At 68.9% G+C, this 22,411-nt stretch carries 20 protein-coding genes; 7 read left to right on the forward strand and 13 right to left on the reverse strand.

All coding sequences use genetic code 11. The annotated features are described in order from the left end of the window. Positions 1 to 255: 255 nt before the first annotated feature. The gene (locus ABD691_RS22850) at positions 256 to 561 is read right to left on the reverse strand and encodes a hypothetical protein (RefSeq protein WP_344682918.1); all 306 of its coding nucleotides are present in this window, start codon (positions 559 to 561) and stop codon (positions 256 to 258) included. Between the two features lie 167 nt (positions 562 to 728). After that, positions 729 to 2,153, reverse strand: coding sequence for an alkaline phosphatase PhoX (locus ABD691_RS22855; protein ID WP_344682920.1), 1,425 nt, complete (start codon positions 2,151 to 2,153; stop codon positions 729 to 731). 293 nt (positions 2,154 to 2,446) lie between these two features. On the opposite strand from ABD691_RS22855, the gene ABD691_RS22860 reads away from it, so the two are divergent. After that, the gene (locus ABD691_RS22860) at positions 2,447 to 2,875 is read left to right on the forward strand and encodes a nucleotidyltransferase domain-containing protein (RefSeq protein ID WP_344682922.1); all 429 of its coding nucleotides are present in this window, start codon (positions 2,447 to 2,449) and stop codon (positions 2,873 to 2,875) included. 68 nt (positions 2,876 to 2,943) lie between these two features. Here the strand turns inward: ABD691_RS22860 and ABD691_RS22865 are convergent, their stop codons facing one another. Genes ABD691_RS22865 through ABD691_RS22885 form a run of 5 tightly spaced genes read right to left on the reverse strand, consistent with a single transcriptional unit; the run spans position 2,944 to position 7,310 of the window. Beyond that, positions 2,944 to 4,692: an ABC transporter ATP-binding protein gene (locus tag ABD691_RS22865; RefSeq protein ID WP_344682923.1), complete on the reverse strand. Its 1,749-nt coding sequence runs from the start codon at positions 4,690 to 4,692 to the stop codon at positions 2,944 to 2,946. Then, positions 4,689 to 5,111, reverse strand: a complete 423-nt coding sequence (locus ABD691_RS22870; RefSeq protein WP_344682925.1) for a lasso peptide biosynthesis B2 protein — start codon at positions 5,109 to 5,111, stop codon at positions 4,689 to 4,691. The genes ABD691_RS22865 and ABD691_RS22870 overlap by 4 nt, the downstream gene beginning before the upstream one ends. Next, positions 5,108 to 5,359, reverse strand: coding sequence for a lasso peptide biosynthesis PqqD family chaperone (locus tag ABD691_RS22875; RefSeq protein ID WP_344682927.1), 252 nt, complete (start codon positions 5,357 to 5,359; stop codon positions 5,108 to 5,110). Before ABD691_RS22875 ends, ABD691_RS22870 begins: the two co-directional genes overlap by 4 nt. Positions 5,360 to 5,373: 14 nt before the next feature. Then, positions 5,374 to 7,197 carry a lasso peptide isopeptide bond-forming cyclase gene (locus tag ABD691_RS22880; protein ID WP_344682929.1) on the reverse strand — a complete coding sequence of 608 codons (1,824 nt, stop codon included), beginning with the start codon at positions 7,195 to 7,197 and terminating at the stop codon, positions 5,374 to 5,376. A gap of 2 nt (positions 7,198 to 7,199) precedes the next feature. Beyond that, positions 7,200 to 7,310, reverse strand: coding sequence for a keywimysin-related RiPP (locus ABD691_RS22885; protein WP_344682931.1), 111 nt, complete (start codon positions 7,308 to 7,310; stop codon positions 7,200 to 7,202). Positions 7,311 to 7,782: 472 nt separating this feature from the next. On the opposite strand from ABD691_RS22885, the gene ABD691_RS22890 reads away from it, so the two are divergent. The 6 genes from ABD691_RS22890 to ABD691_RS22915 all read left to right on the forward strand — a co-directional run bounded on the left by ABD691_RS22890 (position 7,783) and on the right by ABD691_RS22915 (position 13,738). Further along, positions 7,783 to 8,340 carry a PaaI family thioesterase gene (locus tag ABD691_RS22890; protein WP_344682933.1) on the forward strand — a complete coding sequence of 186 codons (558 nt, stop codon included), beginning with the start codon at positions 7,783 to 7,785 and terminating at the stop codon, positions 8,338 to 8,340. Between the two features lie 247 nt (positions 8,341 to 8,587). After that, a complete protein-coding gene (locus ABD691_RS22895; protein ID WP_344682934.1) occupies positions 8,588 to 9,499 on the forward strand; it encodes an acyl-CoA desaturase in 912 nt (303 codons plus the stop codon). A gap of 15 nt (positions 9,500 to 9,514) precedes the next feature. Beyond that, positions 9,515 to 9,769 carry an acyl carrier protein gene (locus ABD691_RS22900; RefSeq protein WP_344682936.1) on the forward strand — a complete coding sequence of 85 codons (255 nt, stop codon included), beginning with the start codon at positions 9,515 to 9,517 and terminating at the stop codon, positions 9,767 to 9,769. 5 nt (positions 9,770 to 9,774) lie between these two features. After that, a complete protein-coding gene (locus ABD691_RS22905; protein ID WP_344682938.1) occupies positions 9,775 to 10,665 on the forward strand; it encodes a class I SAM-dependent methyltransferase in 891 nt (296 codons plus the stop codon). Positions 10,666 to 10,670: 5 nt separating this feature from the next. Next, positions 10,671 to 11,942, forward strand: coding sequence for a cytochrome P450 (locus ABD691_RS22910; RefSeq protein WP_344682940.1), 1,272 nt, complete (start codon positions 10,671 to 10,673; stop codon positions 11,940 to 11,942). Positions 11,943 to 12,019: 77 nt separating this feature from the next. Further along, positions 12,020 to 13,738 (forward strand): fatty acyl-AMP ligase, encoded by a 1,719-nt coding sequence (locus ABD691_RS22915; RefSeq protein WP_344682942.1) that lies wholly within the window; start codon positions 12,020 to 12,022, stop codon positions 13,736 to 13,738. 210 nt (positions 13,739 to 13,948) lie between these two features. On the opposite strand, the gene ABD691_RS22920 is transcribed toward ABD691_RS22915, so the two are convergent. The 6 genes from ABD691_RS22920 to ABD691_RS22945 form a co-directional block, all read right to left on the reverse strand. Next, the gene (locus tag ABD691_RS22920) at positions 13,949 to 14,935 is read right to left on the reverse strand and encodes a PDR/VanB family oxidoreductase (protein ID WP_344682944.1); all 987 of its coding nucleotides are present in this window, start codon (positions 14,933 to 14,935) and stop codon (positions 13,949 to 13,951) included. 85 nt (positions 14,936 to 15,020) lie between these two features. Further along, positions 15,021 to 16,367 (reverse strand): acetyl-CoA carboxylase biotin carboxylase subunit, encoded by a 1,347-nt coding sequence (accC, locus tag ABD691_RS22925; RefSeq protein WP_344682946.1) that lies wholly within the window; start codon positions 16,365 to 16,367, stop codon positions 15,021 to 15,023. After that, positions 16,364 to 16,918 carry an acetyl-CoA carboxylase biotin carboxyl carrier protein gene (locus tag ABD691_RS22930; RefSeq protein WP_344682947.1) on the reverse strand — a complete coding sequence of 185 codons (555 nt, stop codon included), beginning with the start codon at positions 16,916 to 16,918 and terminating at the stop codon, positions 16,364 to 16,366. Before ABD691_RS22930 ends, accC begins: the two co-directional genes overlap by 4 nt. Next, positions 16,915 to 18,657 carry an acetyl-CoA carboxylase, carboxyltransferase subunit beta gene (accD, locus tag ABD691_RS22935; protein ID WP_344682949.1) on the reverse strand — a complete coding sequence of 581 codons (1,743 nt, stop codon included), beginning with the start codon at positions 18,655 to 18,657 and terminating at the stop codon, positions 16,915 to 16,917. The genes ABD691_RS22930 and accD overlap by 4 nt, the downstream gene beginning before the upstream one ends. Beyond that, positions 18,650 to 20,242 carry a PfaD family polyunsaturated fatty acid/polyketide biosynthesis protein gene (locus ABD691_RS22940; RefSeq protein ID WP_344682951.1) on the reverse strand — a complete coding sequence of 531 codons (1,593 nt, stop codon included), beginning with the start codon at positions 20,240 to 20,242 and terminating at the stop codon, positions 18,650 to 18,652. The genes accD and ABD691_RS22940 overlap by 8 nt, the downstream gene beginning before the upstream one ends. Beyond that, complete coding sequence (locus tag ABD691_RS22945) at positions 20,236 to 22,371, reverse strand: hotdog family protein (protein WP_344682953.1); 2,136 nt, start codon at positions 22,369 to 22,371, stop codon at positions 20,236 to 20,238. Before ABD691_RS22945 ends, ABD691_RS22940 begins: the two co-directional genes overlap by 7 nt. Positions 22,372 to 22,411 lie beyond the last annotated feature (40 nt).

Consider the following 22,411-nt stretch of genomic DNA (forward strand, 5'->3'; position numbering starts at 1 on the left):
CCAGCCGGACGGAATCGTCCCAGCCTCGGCACCCGGCTGCCTAGTTCCAGCCCGCTGCCGCCCCTGCCCGATTCCGAACTCGGAAGGACCTCTTCGACTGCGATTCAAGTCACGGTCAGGTCCTGGCCGATCAGACTCCTTCCCCGCGAACAAGGGAAAAGCCATGCCGGCCAGTCTCGCCGGCAGCTTTGCCGAGCACCTCACCGTAGCTGACAAGTACCTCCTGTGGAGAAGCAGCGCCTCCGCAGGAGTGAGTCACGCGTTTCCTGCGCCCGCCCGGCCGGACCGGACATCGTCGGACTGGAGTTCCTGGGGAAGGGATGCCCGGTCCACGGCGGGGATCCCGCAGTCGTTGTAGAGCCACACCTGCAGCCGCCCCTGTTCGGGACGGATGCTGAGCACGGTGCCATCGGCGGCGACGTAGCGGTGCTCATCAGCGGCGGCGAATTCCGAGGGCGTCATGCCCTGCACGGCGGCCAGCCGGTCCACGGCGTCGATGCGATGTGGGCGGCATGAGGCCGAACTCCGCCCGACGTTGGCCGGGAATTCCTCCGCGATCATGCTGAACACCTTCACCCGCAAGGAAAACGCCACACACCGAACGCGCGTCCGAGTGTTCGCCGTGACCGGGCGCGGCAGCCCAATGGCGATGACGATGTCGGGCGGCGTGAGGGTGGGCCCCGACCAGCCCGTGGCTGGCCGGGGCGTCCCTGTCGTGCGAGCGCCGCTCAGTCGTCGTCGCCTTCCAGGCGGTCCCAGTTGCCGGTGATCGCGTACAGAACGCCGGGGGTCTGGACGCTGGCGAACAGGATGTTGCCGTCGGGTGAGAAGACCGGGCCGCAGAACTCGCTGTAGTCGGGCTCCAGTGCGGTGCCGGTGTTGATCTCGTTGCGGGCCAGCGGGTAGGTCTGGCCGTCGTAGGTCGCGCCGAACAGGTGCGACTTCCCGTCACCGTCCTCGGCGAGGATCAAACCGTTGCCGCGGGAGGAAACGGTGATGTTGTCCGGGCCGTCGAACTGGGCGTCGTCGTTCTGGTCGTACTCGAAGCGCAGCTTCAGTTCGATGGTCTGCCGCCGCGGGTTGTAGAACCACACCTGGCCGTCGTGCGGCGTGCCCGGGCTGTCTTCGACACGGGCGTAGCTGCACACGAAGTAGGCGCCGCCGTCGCCCCACCAAGCTCCTTCGAGCTTACGGCCGCGGGTGATCTGGTCGTCGGTGAACTGCTTGCGGATCGAGGTCGTCGCCGCCGCGCGGTCGGGTACAGACACCCACGTGACGCCATACCGGGTGCCGACCTGCGTGGCTCGGGACAGGTCGTCCACGTGCTGACCGGATGCGTCGATCGCCGTCATCGCTTCCAGTGTGCCGTCGTTGTCGCCGAGGGCACGGAGCTTGCCGGGGCCCAGGGGCAGCGCGGAGGCCGGCGGCGTGAAGCGGTAGAACAGGCCGTTCGGGCCGGAGGCGTCCTCGGTTTGGTAGATGTGCCCGGTGTTCGGGTCGACGACGGCCGCCTCGTGGGAGAACCGGCCCAGGGCCTTGATCGGCTTCGGGTCCTGGTTCGCCTGCCGGTTGTAAGGGTCGACCTCGAAGGTGAAGCCGTGGTCGAACTGCAGGCCGTCCTTGCCCGCCCTGTCCTCGGTCTCTTCGCAGCTCAGCCAGGTGTTCCACGGAGTACGGCCACCCGCGCAGTTGGTTTGGGTGCCGGCCAGGGCGACGTACTCGGTGACGCGGTTGCCCTCCGCGTCGACCTCGACGACCGTGCAGCCGCCGGGGGCGATCGGGTCGTAGGTGAGGCCGGGCAGGCGCGGGACCGGGAACTCGGCGTTGTGGCTGACCTTGATCTCGTGGTTGTACACGATCACGCTGCCGCCGTCGGGGCGGATGAAGGTCGCCATGCCGTCGTGCTTCTGCGGGGTGGGCTCACCGGATTCCAGTGTCGTCTTGCCCGCCTCGGTGACGATCTTGTAGCTGAATCCGGCCGGCAGCGACAACCGGCCTGCCGGGTCGGCCACGAGCGGTCCGTAACCTGCGGGCTCACCGTCGTCGGCAGCGGCCGGAGCGGCGGCGGTCACCGCCCCGACGTTGCCGACGAGGGCGATCCCGATACCGCCCAGCAGCGAGCGGTTGACGAACTGCCTGCGAGAGAGATCCATGTGCGACTCCGTAAGAGATCAATCAGACGGCGCACAAGCATCACCACTCAAGGCATCGGACCGATGAACCCAGCAAAGCGAGAACGTGTCACCACCCCGAAGAGGTACTGGGCAAAGGATGGGAGAACTCTCATGCTGCGCCCACAGACCGACGCAGAGTGCATCCTCGTCCGGCAATATTCGTACCTTCGCTGTTCGCGATCAACAATCAGAATGGGCGCAATCAAGTCATCACACCGCCTGCGCGATTGCGAGTGCTCGCAGTTGTGTGGGGGCCCGGTAGGTTGCATGGCATGCCTAGCGACGATCTTCCGGTCGAGGTCGGTCGGAGTGTGAAGCTGTTCCTGACTGCCCTGGACGAGTTGGCGCCAGGCTTGGTCACCGGCTTCTACCTGGTTGGATCGGTAGCGTTGGGCGACTTTCATCCGCGCGGTGGCGGTCGCGGTCGGCTCAGCACAGCCAGCGACATCGACTTCGTCGCGGTGACCGACAGACGTGCGGAGCGCGAGTCGCGGGAGATGGCGGCGTTGGCTGAGGCGCATGCCCGCACCTTGGCTCGCTTCCCTCGGCCACACTTCGATGGCGCGGTGCTCACTTGGACCGACCTTGCCGCCGGGCCAGAAGGCTGCCCTGAGGGTGTTGCGCGATGTGCTGATATATCTACGATGCATCAGTGGTCGGAAAGCCGTCGTCGACACTCCACGGCAGGCACGCTACCGTGAGGGTCTCAGACGCCGGACGATCTTGCGCACTGCCCACCCGCGCCGAACGTCACCGTTCGCCACCGGTGTCACACCTTGCCGCGGGTCACATCCGGAGCGGCGAGGGCCTGGCTCGCGACGAGTCTGCGGTACAGGGCACTGTGGCCGAGCAGTTCCTCGTGCGTCCCGGTGGCCGCCGCGACGCCCCCGTCGAGCACGACGATCTGGTCGGCGTGGCGGACCGTGGCGAGCCGGTGCGCGATGACCAGCAGTGCGCACTCCCCTGCCGCAGCGGCCAGGACCCGCGCCAGGTCGGCCTCGGTGAGCGCGTCCAGGTGCGAGGTCGGCTCGTCGAGCAGCAGCAGCGACGGACGGGTGAGCAGGGCGCGGGCGATCGCGACGCGTTGCCGCTCGCCCGCCGACAGGGTCCCGCCGCGATCGCTGATCGAGCCGGCCAGACCACCTGGCATCCGAGCGACAACCTCGTCGAGGCTGGTCAGTCCGATGACGCGCGCCACCTCACCGGGGTCGGCGCCGGGGACCGCATAGGTCAGGTTGTCCCACAGCGACCCGTGCACCGCATGTGCGCTCTGGTCGACGATGGCGACCCGGCGTCGGCACTCGTCGCGCCCCAGAGCGTCCGCGAGCTGCCCGTCGAAGCGGATCTCGCCCGACTCCGGGTCGTAGAAGCGCGCCACCAGCGCCAGCACCGTGCTCTTGCCCGCCCCGGACCGCCCTACCAACGCCACCTGGCCGCGGCGCGGGACGGTCAGCCGAAGTCCCCGCAGCACGGGCCGCTCGCGGTATCCGAACCACACGTCGCGCAGTTCGAGGGCGGGCGCGTCGCCGGGTTCCGGGCTCCGGACCGGCGGCGGATCCCGTTCGATGGGCAGGTCCATCGCCTCGGTGATGCGGACCAGCGCGCCCATGCCCTTCTGGATCAGCCCGATCGAACGGAACACAGTGGACAGCGGTACCACCAGGTAGGAGGCGTAGAGCAGGAACGCCACCAGTTCGCCGAGAGACGCCGCGTCACCGGCCACCCGCATGCCGCCCACCACGAGCACGATCAGGAACGAGCCCTGCACCGCCAGTTCCACCGCCGAACTCATCACCGACGCCAGCTTCGCCGTGCGCACCCCTGCGGTGCAGGCGGAATCGAGGCGTTCGCCGATCCGGTCGGCCTCCCGCCGCTCCGCCCGGTTGGCCCGCACCATCCGCATCGCGCTCAGCGCGCGTTCCAAGTCAGCGGCGACCACGCCGATCGCCGCCTGCGTACGTTCACCCGCCAACCGGATTCCGGCCAGCAACGACGACACGACCACGGCCGCACCCGCGACGGTGAACGCGACCATCAGCAGTAGAACGGGATCCAGCCACAGCATCAGCGCCACCGCCGCGACGGCGGTCAGTCCGCCGGTGGCGAGTTCGACCAATGCCTGAGCCGTGACGTCGCGCAGCACGGTGGTGTCGGTCGTGACGCGGGAGATGAGGTCGCCCGTTCGGTACTCGTCGTAAACCCGCATCCGCAGCCGCAGGAGGTTGCACACGAGACTGCGGCGAAGACCGAGGACGATGCGTTCCCCCATGCGCTCCAACAGGAATCGGGCCAGTGCGCCCAACGTCGCCTCGGCGAGGAACAGCCCCGCGAGCCCCGCCAGCATCGGCCACACCGCGCTTCCCCCGGACGCCGCGTCGATGGCCTGCTTGGCCACCAACGGCTGGGCGAGCCCGAGACCGGATCCCGCGAGGGTGAGCCCCACCGCGACCACGACCGTGCCGCGATGGCCGGAGGCCAACCGCAGCATGTCGGTGAACCGGACGCGGCGTTCTGTCATGCGCGCGGCGCGACGGTGATCAGCGGGCGAAAGTAATCATCCGGCACGCCCTCACCCACCGGGCGTCCCTGCGCCTCCACCCAGGCGTGCGCACCGAACGGCGGCACGACGCGGACGCCGGTGCACCAGGTCGGCCACACACCCCAGATCCGGCACAACAACACGGCCGCCAACGACCGGGGCAGGCATCCACGCGGTCGAGCGCAGCTGAGGCTGACCGCGCAGACGGCGTCCCTCGCTGCCTGGCTCTGCTCGTAGGTCGCCGGTGCCGCGCCCCGCCGCAGCACCTCCAGCGCCGTGCGGATCCCGTGCGGCGGCAGCAGCGCCATCGCCATGGCGACCGGCACGATGAGGCGCGCGGCGAGCCGCCGCCGCAACGGCACGCCGGCCGGGCGGTCGATCGCGCTCGGCACGGTCATGCCGTCACCAGCCCGGACGAGCGGAGCTGGTCCAGCAGCGCGCGGACGTCCCGCACCGCGTGGGAGCGGTCGACGTCGAACTCCGTCATGAGCGCCTCGATCGCGATGTTCTCGTCACCACCGTCGAGCAGCGTCCGAACGACGACCGTGCCGGTGGGGTTCAGCTGCCAGTACTGCCCGCTGCGCTGGTCGAGCAGCACCGTGCCGTAGTCGGTTTCCGCAGTGGAGACATGGGAGGTGAACCGCATCGGAGTTCGTCCTTTCATAGCTGGATCTTCGTCCGCTTCCGCAGCCAGACCTCGCAGGCGATCGTGGAGTACAGGATCGCCTCGCGTAGGGCGGGCGTGTCCGGCCGGTGGGCCAGCTCCCGCAGTTTCGCCGCGTCGACCAGGCCCAGCTCGGCGAGCCGGGAACTCTCCCACAGCGCCAGCAGGTCACCGCGATGGCGGCGCAGCCCGTCGGCGGCGTCCATCGCCGCCTGCGCCTTGTTCGTGCGCCGGAGGCAGTCATCCGGGACTACTCCCCGCATGGCGGTGGTAAGCAGCGGTTTGTAGCGCCAGGGCGTGACCCGTTCGCCGGGGTCGACCGCGAGGCACGCCTCGAGCACCCGGTCGTCGAAGAACGGTGACGCCATCGGGAGTCCCGCCCTGGCGGCCATCAGGTCCCAATGCCGCACGATGCGGGTGCACATCCGAATCTGGTCCAGGTCGACGTGCATGCCTCGATCGTCGTGCAGCGGCTCGGCGTTCTCGGCCGCCTGACGCAACACGCGCTGCACTGTCCGCACCGCGTGCGGCGTCATCCAATCGAACACGCGGGACGGCATGCCCCAGCCAAGGGACGCGCTGACGGTCGGAGGCGGCGGATCGCGCAGTTCGGCGGCAGAGTCGGCGAGCCACCGCCGGAACGAGCGGCGGTCGGCCAGCGCCCGCGCCATGTCCCGCAGCGGCCAGTTCCACAGGGCGCGGAAGCCGCGGAGCTGCCGCAGCGCGAACACGGGACGTACCCGCAGGAGGCGGTGATAGTAAGCCTCCGAGCACCACGTGACGTGGTCACCACCGATGCCGGTCAGATGCAGCCTGCTGCCGCGTTCCTTCAGACCTGGCAGGTGCTTTAGCGCCCGGGCGCGGTCCATGACGCCGATCGTCGGCTCGTCGAGCGGCACGTCGATGTCGAGCAGGTTTGTGTAGACCAGCGGCGACTCCTCCGCGGGCCACACCACGTGATCCACCTGGGGGAGGTGCTCGGTAGCGCGTTCGGCCCAGTGCAGGTCGTCGTCGCCGGGGTCTCGTCCGGGCCAGGTGCTGGCCACCACGCGAGCGTTCGATGCGGCGGCCAGGAAGCACACCGAGGTTGAGTCGAGGCCACCGGAGAAGTCACAGCTCACCACCCCGCCTTGATGGCACCGGGCGTCCACGGCCGTGCTCAGCGCCTCGCGCACCCGGCCCGCGCTGCGCGCGATCGAGCGCACTGGTTCGGGCGGAGTCCACCAGCGCGAGACCCGGGTGTGGCGGCCGTCGGCGTCGACGAGCAGGGCCGAGCCGGGTGGCACCGACGTGACCTCGGTCCACAACGTGGTCTCCAGCAGCGGATGCGGAACCGGCCACAGCAGACGGACGGCGAGCTGTTCCTCGTCCGGTTCGGCGCCGGTCGCGTCGGCGAGCAGGTCCGCGCGATCCGCCGCGACCGCGAGACCACCGACGCGGGCGTGGAAAACCCTCCGCAGCCCCGACGCGGTTCCCTGCACCCGGCACCGGCCGTCGAGAGTGGCGATCAGGTGGAAGCTGCCGGGCAGCCGGCGGACTAGATGGTCGAGACCGGCGAGGTCGCGCAACCGCTCGGCGAAGCTGGTGAGCGTTTCCGCGCTGACCGGGCAGCATCCCAGAACCGCGATTCGGGTGCTGCCCGCCGCGCCGATGGTGATGTCGTCGTCGGCCCACCGGCCGATCAGCCACGGGCGTCCGGAAGCGTGGCGGACGATGCGGACGGCGGAGCAGCGACGGGCCGCGGTGAGCGCGTCCGCGTGATCGGGAAGGACCACGAAGTACGGCTCACCACGGCTCGGTTCATCGCCTGTGGCGGTCAAGGTCAGTTCTTGCTCAGGACGAGTCGGTCGTTTCCGGCGAACTGCAGCAATCCGGTCAGCTTGCGAAACGAGCCGACCTTGATCAACATGGGTGCTTCGTAGACCTTCTTCATCGGATTCTTCCTTTCTGGCCACCTTCTGCTCTCTCATGTCGCGAAGCGGCCGACCGCCTGCGATCTGACACAGAGAATTCGCGGTGACCGAAGGGAAAACTAGCAGCACGGCCCCGCGGCGACCGCTCGGCGATACTGCCGGAAGCGGCAGGGTACCCCGAAGGAGTTCCGCGAATCGATCTCAGCAATCCCTTTCGGGAAAATCCCGTTTGGCCTATGAGCCGATCGGCGATGGCCGACAGGAGGTCGTCGGTGTTGCGGAAGTAGCGACAAAGGGCATCTGGATCGCAGCCGAGCGCGACGCCGAGGCGCCGGGCGCTGAGACGTCGGGACCGTGCTCCTGACTGAGCCGCAGAGCACAGTCGATGATCGTATCGGCGGAGAGCAGGATCCCGCTGCCAGCGATAGGAATGAATGCACGTGCAATTCGTTCTCCCGATCGCGAGCCGAGCGGCCCCCCATGTGACTGATCATGGAACCGCCGGGCGACAACCGATGCTACCGAGAACGGAATACCGCCGATCGGATCGGCCATCGGCTACCCGATTTCCGGACCGGCTGCCTCGACGCTGAATCGCGCCATTCTTACCGAAGGAGAACATCCGTGGAACCGAACAACGGCCGCCGGCTCGCCACTCTGGAGATGATGCGGGAGGAGATCATTCCGAACTCTCCGTTCACCGCATTCCTCGGCACGGAGATCAGCACGTGCGCCGACGGCGAGGCCGAACTGGTGGTGCCGATCCGCAAGGACCTGACCCAGCACCACGGGTTCGCACACGGAGCGGTGGTCGGCTGCGTGGCCGACAACGCATGCGCGTGGGCCGCCGCTTCGGTGGTCGGGGACGTCGTAACCACCGAGTACAAGCTCCACCTGCTCGCACCGGCCGTCGGCGAGAAGCTGATCGGGCGTGGTCGTGTCATCAAGTCCTCCTCGCGACTGGTGATCGCTGCCGCCGACGTCTTCACCGCCACGGGCGGCAAGGAGAAACAGGTCGCGACCATGCTGGCCACCATCATGCCGATCTAGAAGCCGGCGAAGTCCTGAGACACGCTTCCACCTCGACCAGTACCTTTCCCAATCGCGCGATCGAAATTCCTTGCTCACCGGTGCCAAGCCGGAACCGATCGCCTAGCTTTGGGGCGCAAACGTGCTCGCCACTACCTTCGGGGTTGAGATGGCCGAAACAGACGTCGAGTCCATACCGGAACCCGCAGAGCATCAACCCGGCACCGCTCGATCCGAGCCGCGCCGGAAAACGATCAGCAATTCCTATGTGCACCGCTTGCAACGCCGCCACTTCCTGTTGTTCGACGTGCTCCCGATTTTCGGCACCGTCGCCGCCGTCGCGTTCCTCGCCGTCCACCCGTTCGGTGTGACCGAACTGGTGCTGCTCCTCGCGATGTGGATCGTGACCGGACTCGGCATCAGCGTGGGCTACCACCGGCTGTTCACCCACCGTTCCTTCAAGGCCGCACCGTCGGTGGCCGCCGTGCTCGCGGTGTGCGGGTCGATGGCCGGGCAGGGCGGCCTGGTGTCCTGGGTCGCGCTGCACCGGCGCCACCACGAGTGCAGCGACCGCGAAGGCGACCCGCACTCGCCGAATCTCGCCGGCAGCGGCCTGAAAGGACGACTTCGTGGCCTGATGCACTCGCACTTCCTGTGGATGCGCCGCCACGAGTACCCGAACGTCGTGCATTACGCGCCCGACCTGCTCAAGAACCGCTCGCTGGTCCGCGTCGCGCGCCTCTACTACTACTGGATCGTGCTCGGGCTGCTGATTCCCACGGTCATCGGCGGCCTCGTCTACCAGAGCTGGACCGGCGCGGTGAGCTGCCTGTTCTGGGGCGGCCTCGTACGGATCTTCGTTCTGGAACACATCGTGTGGGCGATCAACTCGTTCCTGCACATGTTCGGCACGCGCCCGTACCGGTCCAGGGAGCAGAGCGGGAACGGCGGGATCTTCGCGCTGATCACCTTCGGTGAGGCGTGGCACAACAACCACCACGCGTTCCCGGAATCACCGTCGTTCGGACTGGACTGGTACCGGCTCGACCCGGGGTACTGGCTCGTCAAGGTGCTTGAGATCTCCGGTCTGGTCTGGGATCTGAAGGTCCCGTCCAAGGACCGGCGGGAATCCAAGCGGATCTCCGACAAAAGCAGCCCCACGGCCGGCGCCGCGGCGTAAGGAAGCGAGAACTCAATGCCTGCCCAGGAAACCATCGTCCAGTGGTGCCGGAACTACGTCGCGCAGCTGCTCGACGTGCCGGCCTCGGAGATCGACCCGGAAGCGGACTTCGACCGCCTCGGCCTCGATTCGGCGCTCGCCGTCTCCCTGCTGATCGAGATCGAGCAGGAGTACGGCATCGACCTGCCGCCCGAGGAGTTGTTCGAGAACCCGACCATCAATGCGGTCGCGGCATACCTGCAGGCGCACACGCAGAACGTCGTGGCGTAACCGTGGTGGCCCCGAACGGAAGCGTCCGCGCGACCCAGGCGGCAGCCGCCATCCGGCACCACTACGACGTGGGCAACGACTTCTACAGCCTGTGGCTGGACCCGTCGCTGACCTACTCGTGTGCGCTGCGGCAGGAAGCCGACGACACACTCGAAACCGCCCAGCAGCGAAAGCTTCGATTCCACCTGGAGGCGATTCGCGCGGACAACGCCACTCGCGTCCTGGACATCGGCTGTGGATGGGGTTCCATCCTCGGTCAGCTGTCCGGGACGCACGGGGTTCAGCAGTCCGTCGGCCTCACGCTGAGCGACGAACAGGCCGCCTTCATCCGGGACCGGCAGCTTCCCGGTGTGGAAGTACGGACGGAGAACTGGACGCACTACGAGCCGGATTCCCGCTTCGACGGAATCATCTCCATCGGCGCGTTCGAGCACTTCGCCACGCCGGAGGAGACGCCGGCCGAGAAGACCGGCCTGTACCGGGAGTTCTTCACGCGTTGCCGTGACTGGCTCAACGACGGCGGTGCGCTGTCGTTGCAGACGATCACCTACGCGAACATGTCCCGCGAGCAGGCCAGCGAGTTCATCCAGCAGTCGATATTCCCGGACGCCGACCTGCCTACGCTGGCCGAGATCACCGCCGCCGCCGAGGGCATCTTCGAGGTGCGGTCGGTCGGCAACGGCAGGCTCGACTACGCCTGGACGTGCGAGCAGTGGGCGCACCGGCTCCGGCGGCGCCACGCCGAGGCGGTTCGTCTCGTCGGTCCCGAGATCACCGCCAGGTACGAGCGCTACCTGAAGATGTCGGCGGTCGGCTTCCGGATGGGAAAGATCGGCCTGTTGCGGCTCGTCCTCCAGCCCTACCGCGGAGCCTATTTCCGGTCCGGCGGGGCGTGAGCACGATGACGCGGACGCCCGGCGGCGCGGGCGGTGTCGCATCCCCGGCACCGTCCGCGCCGGTCCGGTTCAACCCCTTCAGCGCCGATTTCCGGCGCGACCCCTACCCCTTCTACCGGCGGCTTCGCGAAACGAAGCCCGTGCACCGGACCATGGGGATGTGGGTGCTGACGCGGCATGCCGACGTACAGGCCGTGCTGCGTGACCGCACTTTCAGCGCCGGACTCATCCCCGATCTGATCAAGCGGCAAGCGGACCGGTTCGCCCGGGACGACGTCGGGCAGATCGAGCGGCTGGCTCAGAAATCCCTGGTCTTCACCGACAATCCCGACCACGCGCGGCTGCGCGGGCTGGTGAACCGGGTGTTCACCGCACAGGCCGTCGCCGAGCTTCGCCCGCTCATCGCCGAATCCGCGGAACGGCTGTTGCGGCGAGCATGGGACGACGGCGGCATGGACGCCATCGCCGATTTCGCCGCACCGCTTCCGAGCACCGCCATGTCCAGCTGGATGGGGCTGCCCGAGGGCCTTCGCCGGCACGTCGGCCAGTGGACGCACGACATCCGGTTCCTGCTCGAACCGGGCCTGATGGACGCCGCGGACTTCGCGAACGTCTGCGACGTCGTCCGGGTGTTCGCCGACGAGCTCGGCGCGGTAGTCGCCGAACGGCGGTCCAGTCCTGGCGACGACCTGGTCAGCCGGTTGCTCGCCGTGGAGACGGCCGGTGGGGACCGGCTGACCGATGAGGAACTCGTCTTCGTCTGCATGATGTGCTTCGTCGCCGGCAACGAAACCACGAAGTCGCTCATCGGCAACGGCCTCCTGGCCCTCATCCGGCACCCGGAGCAGGACGCTCTGCTGCGCCGCCAGCCGGAACACCTCAAGGGCACTGTCACCGAGGTTCTGCGCTACGACAGCCCGCTCCAGCAGACCAAGCGGGTGGCGACGCGCGCTGCCGAAGTCGGTGGCGAGCAAGTGCGGGAGGGCGATCAGGTTCTCCTGTGCCTGGGTGCCGCCAACCGTGATCCCGACCTGTTCGACCGGCCGGACGAGTTCGACATCACCCGCGACGCACGGGGTCACCTGGCGTTCGGTCACGGTATGCACGGCTGCCTGGGCGGACTGCTGGCCCAGCTGCAGGCGGAAGTCGCGTTCGAGTGCCTGTACCGGCGCCCGGAGTTTCTGGAACCGGACTCGGCGGAACTCGAGTGGCACGACCGCAGCTTCATCGTCCGGGGGCTCAAGCACCTTCCGGTATCGGTGCGCGGGCGCAGCTGAGGCCGGCATGTGCGAGACGACCCGATGCGGCGCCGGAACGCTCTGCCGAGCTCCGCGCCGGGAAGGAGAAGGAACAAGTGCCGCAGACACCACCGCTACCCGAGATCCTGCAGAACCGTGCCGCCCTCGAACCGGACCACCGGGCCTATGTGTTTCTCGACGAGCACGGGCGGGAGAAGTCCGTCCTGACCTACGGCGACCTGCACTCGCGGGCGCTCACCGTCGCCGGGCGCCTGAGCCGGCACTGCCGGCCCGGTGACCGAGCGCTGCTGCTTTTCCCGCCGGGGCTGGACTTCATCGTCGCGTACTTCGCATGCCTTTACGCGCATGTCGTCGCGGTGCCCGTGAGCGCGCCGCGCGCGAACCGGGTGCAGGAGGCGATGCGGAGCATCATCGGAGATTGCCGGCCCACTGCCGTGCTCACCGACAGCACGATGCTGGAGACGCTGAAACCCGCGCTGGAACCGTTCTGCGGGTCCGCCCACTGGCTTCTCGCCGACCATCTTCAGTCGAGTGTGGACGCAGACTTCCAGCCCACTCCCTGTTCACCGGATTCCCTCGCATTCCTGCAGTACACATCAGGTTCCACCGCCGCCCCGAAGGGCGTCATGGTGTCGCACCGGAACCTGTCGGCGAACCAGGAGATGATCCAGCACGCGTTCGGCCACGACCGGCACTCCACGTTCGTCGGCTGGACACCGCTGTACCACGACCAGGGCTTGATCGGAAACGTCCTCCAGCCGCTCTACCTCGGCGTGACCAGTGTCCTGATGGCGCCTGCGGCGTTCATCCGCCGTCCGCTCAGCTGGCTGTCGGCGATTTCCCGGTATCGCGCCCACACCAGCGGCGGGCCGAACTTCGCCTTCGACGCCTGCGTCGCGCACGCCGCCAGGGGCGGTGTGCCGGACCTGGACCTCAGCTGCTGGAAGGTCGCGTTCAACGGTGCCGAACCCATCCGGCACGAGACGTTGCGCCGCTTCGCCGAAACCTTCTCCTCCGTCGGGTTCAGCGAGAAGGCGCTCTACCCCTGCTACGGATCGGCCGAGGTTACCCTGCTGGCCACCGGAAGCAGGAAAGGCCGCGGACCGCGCACGGTCGAGGCTGATGCCGAAGCCCTCGGCAGGCGCCGTTTCGCCGAGGCACCCGCCGGTCGAGGCCACACTCTCGTGGGTTCCGGCCTCCTCCCGCCGACGGGCGAGCTCAGGATCGTGGACCCCGACACCGGACACCCGTGCCCACCGGACCGGATCGGCGAGATCTGGATCTCCGGTGATCACGTCACCACCGGATACTGGCAGCGGCCCGAACTGAGCGCGGAAACCTTCCAGGCCCGGTGCGAGGGCAGCAACACCGCACTCACCTACCTGCGCACCGGCGACCTCGGCGTGGTGATCGACGGCGAACTGTACGTGGTGGGCCGGCTGAAAGACATGATCATCATCCGGGGCCGGAACCACTACCCCCACGACATCGAGCACACAGCCCAGTCGGCGCACCCGGCACTGCGTCCCACCGCGTGCGCGGCATTCTCGATCCCCGGCCCCGACGGCGAGAAACTGGTCGTCGTACAGGAGATCCACCGCGAGCGGGCCGAGGACGCCGCAACCGACATCGCCGCTTCGATCCGCCAGGCGATCGTACGGGAACACGACCTTTCCGCCGCCGACGTCGTGCTGACCACGCACGGTCAACTGCAGAAGACCAGCAGCGGAAAGATCATGCGAAGCGCCGCGAAGAAGCGCTACCTGGAGTCCTCATTCGAGCCCTGGACACCTGCGACCCCATCAGGAGTCTGAACACCGATGTTCTCCCGCTGCGAGTCCCACTCCGACTGGTTCGCCTGGAGAACCCGCGCCGGGGACCGTACTGGTACCCCGGCCGCAATGTTCCGGCGCACGTGATCTCGGGCATGTGCCGAGAGCTGTGCGCCGAGTGCCCAGCCACGAGCTTCGTCCGCGCGCCGGTGGTGGCGCGCGGACGAAACCCGTGGTGTCGTCCCGACGAGTTCAGAGATCCAGCGTGAGCCGGGGTGAGCGGGATCGCGATACGCAGATCATCATGGTCTTGCCGGATTCCTTTTCCTCTTCGGAAAGAACCGAGTCGCGGTGGTCGACCGTGCCTTCCAGCACGCTCGTTTCGCACGTCGCGCAGGTGCCTTCGCGGCAGGAAGAGGGAACGTCGAATCCTTCCCTGCCAAGAACGTCCAGAATGGACTGATCGCTGCCGACCCGGATGCTGCGGCCGGTGCTGTGAATACGCACGTCGAAAGGCTGGTCAGCAGCAGGGTCGCCCGCGATCTCGCGGGGGTGGAAGCGCTCGACGCGCAGCCGTTCGGACGGCCTTCCCCGCCAGGTGTCCTCCATCGCCGTCAGCAGGACCTCCGGGCCGCAGCAGTAGACCAGCCCGTCCTCGCCTGCGGAACGCGCGATGCTGTCCAGCGGCAGCAGGCCTGACTCGTCTTCGGGGTAGAGCGTCACCTTGTCCCCGTAACGCGCCAGCTCTCCGAGGAACGCCATCCGGGAGCGGTGCCGCCCACCGTAGTGCAGGTGCCACGGGGATCCGTCATCCTCAAGCTGGCGGATCATCGGCAACAGCGGGGTGATCCCGATCCCACCCGCCACGAACACATACCGCGCCGCGCCGCGGAGCGGGAAGTTGTTGCGCGGCACGGACGCCTCCAGCGCGGCTCCGGCACGGACCTGGTCGTGCAGGTAGGCCGAGCCACCCCGCCCGCGGGGCTCGCGCAGGACACCGATCCGCCACCGCCCGCGCTCGGCGGGGTCGCCGCACAGCGAGTACTGCCGGATCACGTCCCCCGGGAGACGGAGGTCCACATGCGCGCCGGGGCTCCATTCCGGCAGGTCGGCGCCGGATTCCTCGACGAGCACGAACGATCTCGTGTCTTCGGCTTCGAGTTCGGTCTCGGCCACACGCAACCGTATGACCTGCTGCGGAGACAGTGCCGGAAAAGGTGCCAGCCGGTCGTCGGGCACGACTATGTCCTCCAAAATGCGGTCTTCGTGGGAACAGCGAAGGGCCGTGGCACACCCGCCGCGGACGGCCGGTGTGCCACGGCGGCTACCCGACGAGTGAGCCGATCAGTGCCGTATCGTGCTCGGACGCGCGAACCCGGGGATGGTCCAGCAGCCCGGCGAGAAACTCCGCCGTCGTGGTCACGCCCGCCCCGCGGATCTCCGTTTCCGCCAGGGCACGCCGCATCTTCGCCAGCGCGGCCTCCCGGTCCGGGGCCCACACGATCAGCTTGGCCAGCAGCGAGTCGTACAGGGCCGGGATCTTGTACCCGTGCTCGATGTGGGTGTCGACGCGCACGAACGGACCGCCCGGCAGGACGCACCGGGTGAGCGTGCCGGGTGTCGGGGCGAAGTCCCGGGCGGGGTCTTCGGCGTTGACCCGGCACTCGATCGCCACGCCCCGGTGCTCCACGTCGTCCTGCGTGAACCCGAGCGGCTCCCCGGCGGCCACCCGCAACTGTTCCCGCACCAGGTCGATGCCCGTGACCATCTCGGTCACCGGGTGTTCCACCTGGAGCCTGCAGTTGACCTCCATGAAAAAGAACCGGCCGGTACCGTCCACCAGGAACTCGAACGTGCCCGCCCCGGTGTAGTCCGCGGCGCGTGCGCCTCGCACCGCCGCCTCCCCCATCTCCGCGACGATCCGCGGGTCGAGGCGCGGCGCTGGGGATTCCTCGACGAGTTTCTGGTGTCGTCGCTGCAGGGAACAGTCGCGCGCCCCCAGGTGCACGACACCACCGTGGCCGTCGCCCAGCACCTGGATCTCCACGTGCCGGGCGCTGTCGAGGTAACGCTCGACGTACAGCCGCCCGTCCCGGAACACGGCCTGGGCGTTCGCCTTCGTCGTCGCGAACGCGCGGTCGAACTCGCCCGGCTCGCGCACGACGGCCATCCCGCGCCCGCCTCCCCCGGCGACCGCCTTGATGATCACCGGGTAGCCGATCTCGGCGGCGAGCTCCTTCGCCTCCTGTGCGCTGCTCAGCGCGACCCGGCTACCCGGCAGCAGCGGAAGCCCGGCGTCGAGCATGATCGCCCGAGCACTGGACTTGTCTCCCAGCCGCCCCATCACCTCCGCCGACGGGCCGATGAAGGTGAACCCCTCGGCTTCGCACACCTCGGCGAAGTCGGCGTTCTCGGACAGGAACCCGTACCCGGGGTGGATCGCGTCGGCACCGCGTGCCCGGGCGGCCTCGATGATCGCCGGGATGTTCAGATAGCTCGACTTCGCCGGGCCGGGGCCGACCTGCACGGTCTCGTCGGCGAAACGCACGACCGCCGAGTCACGGTCCGCCGACGAATGCGCCGCGACCGTGGCCAGGCCGAGCTCCTGGCAGGTGCGGGCGATCCGCAGCGCGATCTCGCCCCGGTTGGCGATGAGAACCTTGCTGATCACCGCGTGGTCCCTTCGGACTCGACGGGCGCGAGGGTCATCAGCGGCTGCCCGTGCTCGACCGCCTCACCATCGGCGACCAGCACCTCGACCACCGTGCCCGGCCGGTCGGCCTCGACGGGGATCATCAGTTTCATCGCCTCGATGATCGCGACCTGCTGGCCCGGCTGAACCGTGTCGCCCTCGCCGACGAAAGGCTTCGCGCCCGGCTCGGGTGCGCGGTAGAAGACGCCGACCGTCCCGGCGCACAACGGGAAGGCCGGCTCCTCACTGGTTCCGCCGGTTCCGGTTTCAGGCCCCTGCGGGGCAGCCGCGGGGGCGCTGGGGACCGCGACGTACGGTTCGTCGCCGGCCGCGAGCCGCCCCGGATCCGGCCAGCTCATCTCCAGCTCGACGCCCCGGGCCGACAGCCGCACCACGGCCGGCGCCCGCGAGGTCCGTTCGGACAATGCGTGCACGTGTTCGCGGAGCACCGTGATGACCTGGTCGAGTTCGTCCGCGCCGGCGGCGCCGTGGACCGGGGTCTGCTCGCCGTTGACGGATGTCAGACTCATGAGGCTCTTTCCTTCTCGTCGTCGGGGTCAGTGCGAACCTCGGCTGCGGCACTGGTTTCGCCTGGTACGAAGGGCATCGGCTCGGCCGCGCCGAACTGCCGGAACCGGGCATGCCGCTGCGTCACCAGGTTCATCTGATCCAGCGGGGCCAGCTCGGCGAGGCTGGCGACCAGGGCGTCCCGCAGTGCCTCGGCCGCCAGCGGGTGATCCGCGTCGGCGCCGCCTTCCGGTTCGGGGATGACGCCGTCGACCACGCCGAACCGCAGCAGTTCGCGCGCGGTCACGCGCAGGGCGTTGGCGGCTTCTGGTGCGGCGGCGGGATCCTTCCAGAGGATCGCCGCGCAACCTTCCGCGCTGATCACCGAGTACACGGCGTTGGCGCACATGAGAACGCGGTCGGCGACGGCCAGGGCCAGGGCCCCGCCGCTGCCCCCTTCGCCGGTGATCACGCTGATCACCGGCACCGGAAGGCTGGCCATCAGGCGCAGATTCTCGGCGATGGCCGACGCCTGCGCGTTCTCCTCGGCCTCGATGCCCGGGAAGGCACCGGCGGTGTCCACCAGGGTGATCACCGGTAGTCCGAGTTTGCCCGCCAGCCGCATCACCCGGGCCGCCTTGCGGTATCCGGCCGGATTGGGCATGCCGTAGTTGCTGGCGGCGAGTTCTTCGGCCGTGTGCCCTTTCCGGGTGCCGATGACCGCGACCGGAGTTCCCTCCAGCCTGCCGATTCCGGCCACCAGCGCCGGGCAGTCCGACGACATGCGGTCACCGCGGAGCTCGGAGAAGTCCTCCATCAACGCCGCGATGTAGTCGGTGGTGGTGGGGCGGCCGAGCCGGCGTGCCACCCGCACGCAGTCCCAGGCATCGCGTTCCGGTAACCGCCCCGGGTCGGAGACCAGGGGCGTCGCCGGGGTGTGCCGCGGGCGGCCGGCCTCGTCCGGTCTTCTGCTCGCCACGGACAACAGCTTCGCCAGTGTCGGACGGAGTTCGTCCCTCGGTCGGATCATGTCGATCACGCCGTGCTGCGACAGGAACTCCGCGGTCTGGAAGTTCTCCGGCAGCTGTTGCCGGACGGTCTGCTCGATCACCCGCCGGCCGGCGAACCCGAGGCGCGAGGCAGGCTCGGCGATGATGACGTCGGGCAGCGTCGCGAACGAGGCCGCCACACCGCCGAAGGTCGGGTCGGTGATCAGCGACACCGTGAGGATGCCGGCTTCGTCCAGCTGCCCCAGTGCCGCGCTGGTTTTCGCCATCTGCATCAGTGAGATGACGCCTTCCTGCATCCTGGCCCCACCGGAGGCCGTCACCAGTAGCAGCGGTGTCCGCTCGTGCAACGCGGTTTCGCAGGACCGCGTCACCGCTTCACCGACGGCCGCGCCGAGACTGCCGCCCATGAAGCGGAAATCCATCACCGCCACGATCACCGGGTTGCCGTCGATGCGGCCACGGGCGCACAGGATCGCCTCTTCGAGACCGGTGCGCTCGCGGGCCTCCCGCAGGCGCTCGGGGTAGGGCTTGGTGTCGGTGAAATCGAGTGGATCGCTGTCGGGCAGGGAAAAGTCCAGCAGTTCCGCTGAATCCGCGTCCAGCAGCAGGTCGACCCGCTGCCGTGCCGTCAGCGGCGAGTGCCATCCGCATTCCGGGCACACCTGGTGGGCACGCATGAACCGATTGCGGTACACCATCTCCGAGCATCCCGGGCACACCAGCCAGGAGGTGTCCGTGACGGCTTTACTCATGATTCCTCCCAGCACCGGATTCCAGAGGCGCGGGCACGTAGGAACAGGCGCGGGCGGGCAGCCGGGCCCCGGCCAGGCGCAGTTGCGTCACCCGGCTCCGGAACGCCGCACCGCGCATGAGGTGGGTGGCCAGTTCCGCCGCGTGGCGGTTCTCGACGGCGGCCAGGTAGGTTCCGCCGACCCAGTTGTTGAACGCGCCCATCGCGGGACCGCACCAGACCTGGTAGTCGGCCCCCCGCCCCTCGGCGCCCGAAATACTCCAGCCCGAGGACCGTCCCAGGTACCACCGGAAGATCAGCGCCATCCGGCGCTTCGGGTTGTCCTGGGCCCGGCTGATCTGCCCGGGGTCGCGTTCCCGGAAGAACTCGACGCAGTCCTGCCACACGTCCTCCAGCGGTCGCTGGAAGATCCGCTTCTCCAGGCCGGCACGCTCGGTGGCGGGAATCGACTCGATCCCGTCGTAGGCCCGGTAGGCGTCGTAGAGGCGCTTGGCCTTGGTGGCGAACATCGTGCCGCGCTTGAGGACCTGCACTTCGACGCCCATCTCGAACATGTCGGCCGAGGGCGCCATGTCGCAGTCGTTCACCCCCGCGCTTGCCAGCAGCCGCTTGGTTTCCCACGACTGCGCCGCCTCCACGGTGGCCTGGTTGATCGAGCCGGTCACCACATAGGCGGCACCCAGGGCGAAAGCGGCGGCTGCCGCGTCCGGGGTGCCGATGCCCCCGGCCGCGCCGACCCGGACCTGCCACTCGTAGCCGAGTTCGCGCTGCACGCGGTCGCGCACCGCGATGATCTCGGGGAGGAGCACGACCAGCGGCCGGCGGTCGGTGTGCCCGCCGGAGTCCGCTTCGGCGGTGACGTCGTCGGCCACCGGGATCCGGCGCGACCACTCGGCCTGCTCGGCGGTGATCGCTGCCGAGGCGAGAAGGTCCCGCACCATGGCCTCCGGCGCGGGGCACAGGAACTTCTCGGCGACCTCCGCGCGGGAGACCTTGGCGATGACCTTGTTGCGCGCGACGATCTTCCCGTCGGCCTCGCGGACCAGACCGGCCAGCCGGTACCGCACGACCTGCGGGGTCAGGTCGAGGAACGCCGACGCCTCGATGGTCCGGACCTCATGCCTGAGGCAGAGATCCACTGTGGACCGCTCCATCGCAGGCTCGCTCGGGCTGTGGATGAGGTTGCAGGCGAAGGGACGGTCGCGCAAGTTCGCGCGAATATGCGCGAGGTCCTCTTCGACCCGCTGCGCGACAACCCCGGCCGCACCGTAAGAAGCGAGGAAACCCCGCTCCGCCAAGGCGATCACCATCTTCGCCGAAGCGATCCCGTTGGCCATCGAGCCGGCCATGTACGGCTGACCGACACCGTGGGCGGTGAGGAACTGCTTGTCCCCCAGCGCCCGCGACGGCAGCGGCGGCACGGCGGCGAGCACCTGGGCGCCCGGCACCTGCTCGGCGCTGCCCGCCGCGGCGATGCCGTGTTCGTCCCGGACCAGGTAGAACGGCCGGTCAAGGTTCAGCAGGTGGGTATGGACCGAACCCGCGTCGCGCCCGGCCTCGGGTATCGCGCCGGTCTGCGTCACCATGGTTGTGCCCCTTCCTCGCGCAGTTCGACCGCGACGTCGGTGAGTTCGTAGATCCGCAGGCCCGGCTTCCACACGCTGGCGTCGCCGGTCACCCGCACGCGGCCCGGCCCGCGGGCGACGTCCTTGATGTGCACTTCGAGGGTCGATTCACCGTCGGTGGGCAGGAACTGGCCGCGGTATTTCCAGGTGAACGGCGCACCGACCGGGAGAACGAATCCCGGGTCGGACATCCCCGCACCCAGTCCCGCGTCCAGCAGCCACTCCTGCATCGCCTGGATGACCGTCTCCACACCCAGCGAACCGGGGATCACCGGGTCGCGGGGAAAGTGCCGGGCGAAGAACCAGTCCGCCGGGTCGATCCGGCGGACCGCTCGGAGATAGCCCTTCCCGTAGCGCCCGCCCTCGTCGACGACCTGCACGTCGTCCAGCAACGCGAGGTGGTCGCGCGCGCACAGCGGGGCGGACGGGTCGGCGCGTCGGGCGGCGACGTCGATCGTGCGGGTGGCCGGCCGCGGTTGCTGCTCCTCCAGCCAGGTCGGCACGTTGCGGCCCGCGTCGAGGCCGGTCTGGTTGGCCATCGCCGCTTCGCTGAAGTAGCCGAACAGGGTCTCGCCCTGGTAGAACGGCTCGCCGTCCGCCAGCATCGTGTACGAGAAGCTCTGCAACGACGCACCGTTGTTGAGCGTGGTGGACAGCAGTTCGGACCGCTGGCGGATCGTCTTGTCCCGCAGGTCGACCTCGCGCAGCACGGTCGCGGTCCCGCCGAGGTTGCGGAGGCTGACGGGCGCTTGCGGGTCGGACAGGGTCGGCCCGAGGAAGTACCCGATCGACAACGCCGATTGCAACGACGTCTCCATGTAGATCATGTTCGGCATGGAGGCGTTGGCGGTGTCGGCGTAGTACCAGGAGTCGGCGGGCGAATCGTATTCGGTCTCGTAGCTCGCGCCGTCGAGCTCGCCGCGCCGGCCGTCCATGGACACCAGCCGGTCCACCAGCGTCAGTCCCCGGTCGGGCACCCGGGTCGCCCGGCGGTCGGAGTAGTGCTCGAACTCCGGGCCGAAGGCGATCCCGTGGCTGCCGCGGGCGAAGTGGGCGATGTGGAACTCGCTGATCACCGTCTGTTCGCCGGCCGCGGAATACCGTCCGAGGAACGACGGGACGGTGCCGCCGCGAGCCGGCCCGATCGGGACGCCGGGTTTTTCCACCAGTGCCAGTGAAAGACCGAGTACCCGACCGGCCACCGCGCCGCCGGAGCGGAATTCCACGTTGGCGCGAACGTGCGGCCGGGGAACGAGGTCGACGTCGGTGACGTCGAGCCGGATCTCCGCCGAACCGAGTGACCCGGCGAGCTCGACCGCGCTGTGCACCGGTTCACCGCTGCCGTCACCGGGCACGAAGGTCGCGTCCGCGAGGCAGAGGTGCAAACCCAGGTACAACGCGAAGATCTCGGCCACCTGACCGGCCGCCGCGAGCAGCGACTCGGGTGTCCCGTCGAGCGGGCCCGACGAGGCGATCACCTGGCCGCGTCCGCTGCTTCCGCCGCGCAGCTCGATCCGGGGGACCTCCGCCAGCAGCAGCGGTGTTCCCGCCGCGAGCTTCACCGACGGGTTGCAGCCGGGCTGGAGGTGGCCCGGGCCGAAAACCCCGGCCATGTCGCCTTCGGTCAGTCTGCCGAGATCGTCCCGGCCGAGCCGTGTCCTATCGGTCCGGGCCAGCGGCTTGAACCGGGCTTCGGTCGTCACGTAGGGCACTACCGGCGACGGCGACGGTGTGCTGACCTGGCGGATGTGCCCGTCGACGACCTCGAAGAACTGTGCCCCGGAGGCGTGCGGCTCCGGTGACGCGGTCGGCGAGGCAAGAGCCACACCCAGCCGGCTGAGAGTTCTGGCCTGCAGCAGCACCTGCGCGTGCAGCGCATTCCGGTGCGCGTTGACGACTGCGCTGCGCAGTTCCCGCGCCACCGTGGCGGTGTGACCGGTTCCCGCTGTCCGGCCGGTCTCCGATGGCGGCTGCGTCACCGGAACCCGCCGTGCGGCGGGTGCCGGTGGGGTCGGCTCTGCCCCGCCGGGCTCGGCGAAGGGGTTGAAGGGCACTCCGTCGAAGCCCAGTCCCTCCGGATCGTCGTTCATCGCTGCTTCTCCTCCGGGTGTCCCCAGTGCGCTTCCGTCC

Origin of the sequence: Saccharopolyspora taberi (assembly GCF_039534165.1) — a bacterium.
GTDB lineage: Bacteria > Actinomycetota > Actinomycetes > Mycobacteriales > Pseudonocardiaceae > Saccharopolyspora_D > Saccharopolyspora_D taberi.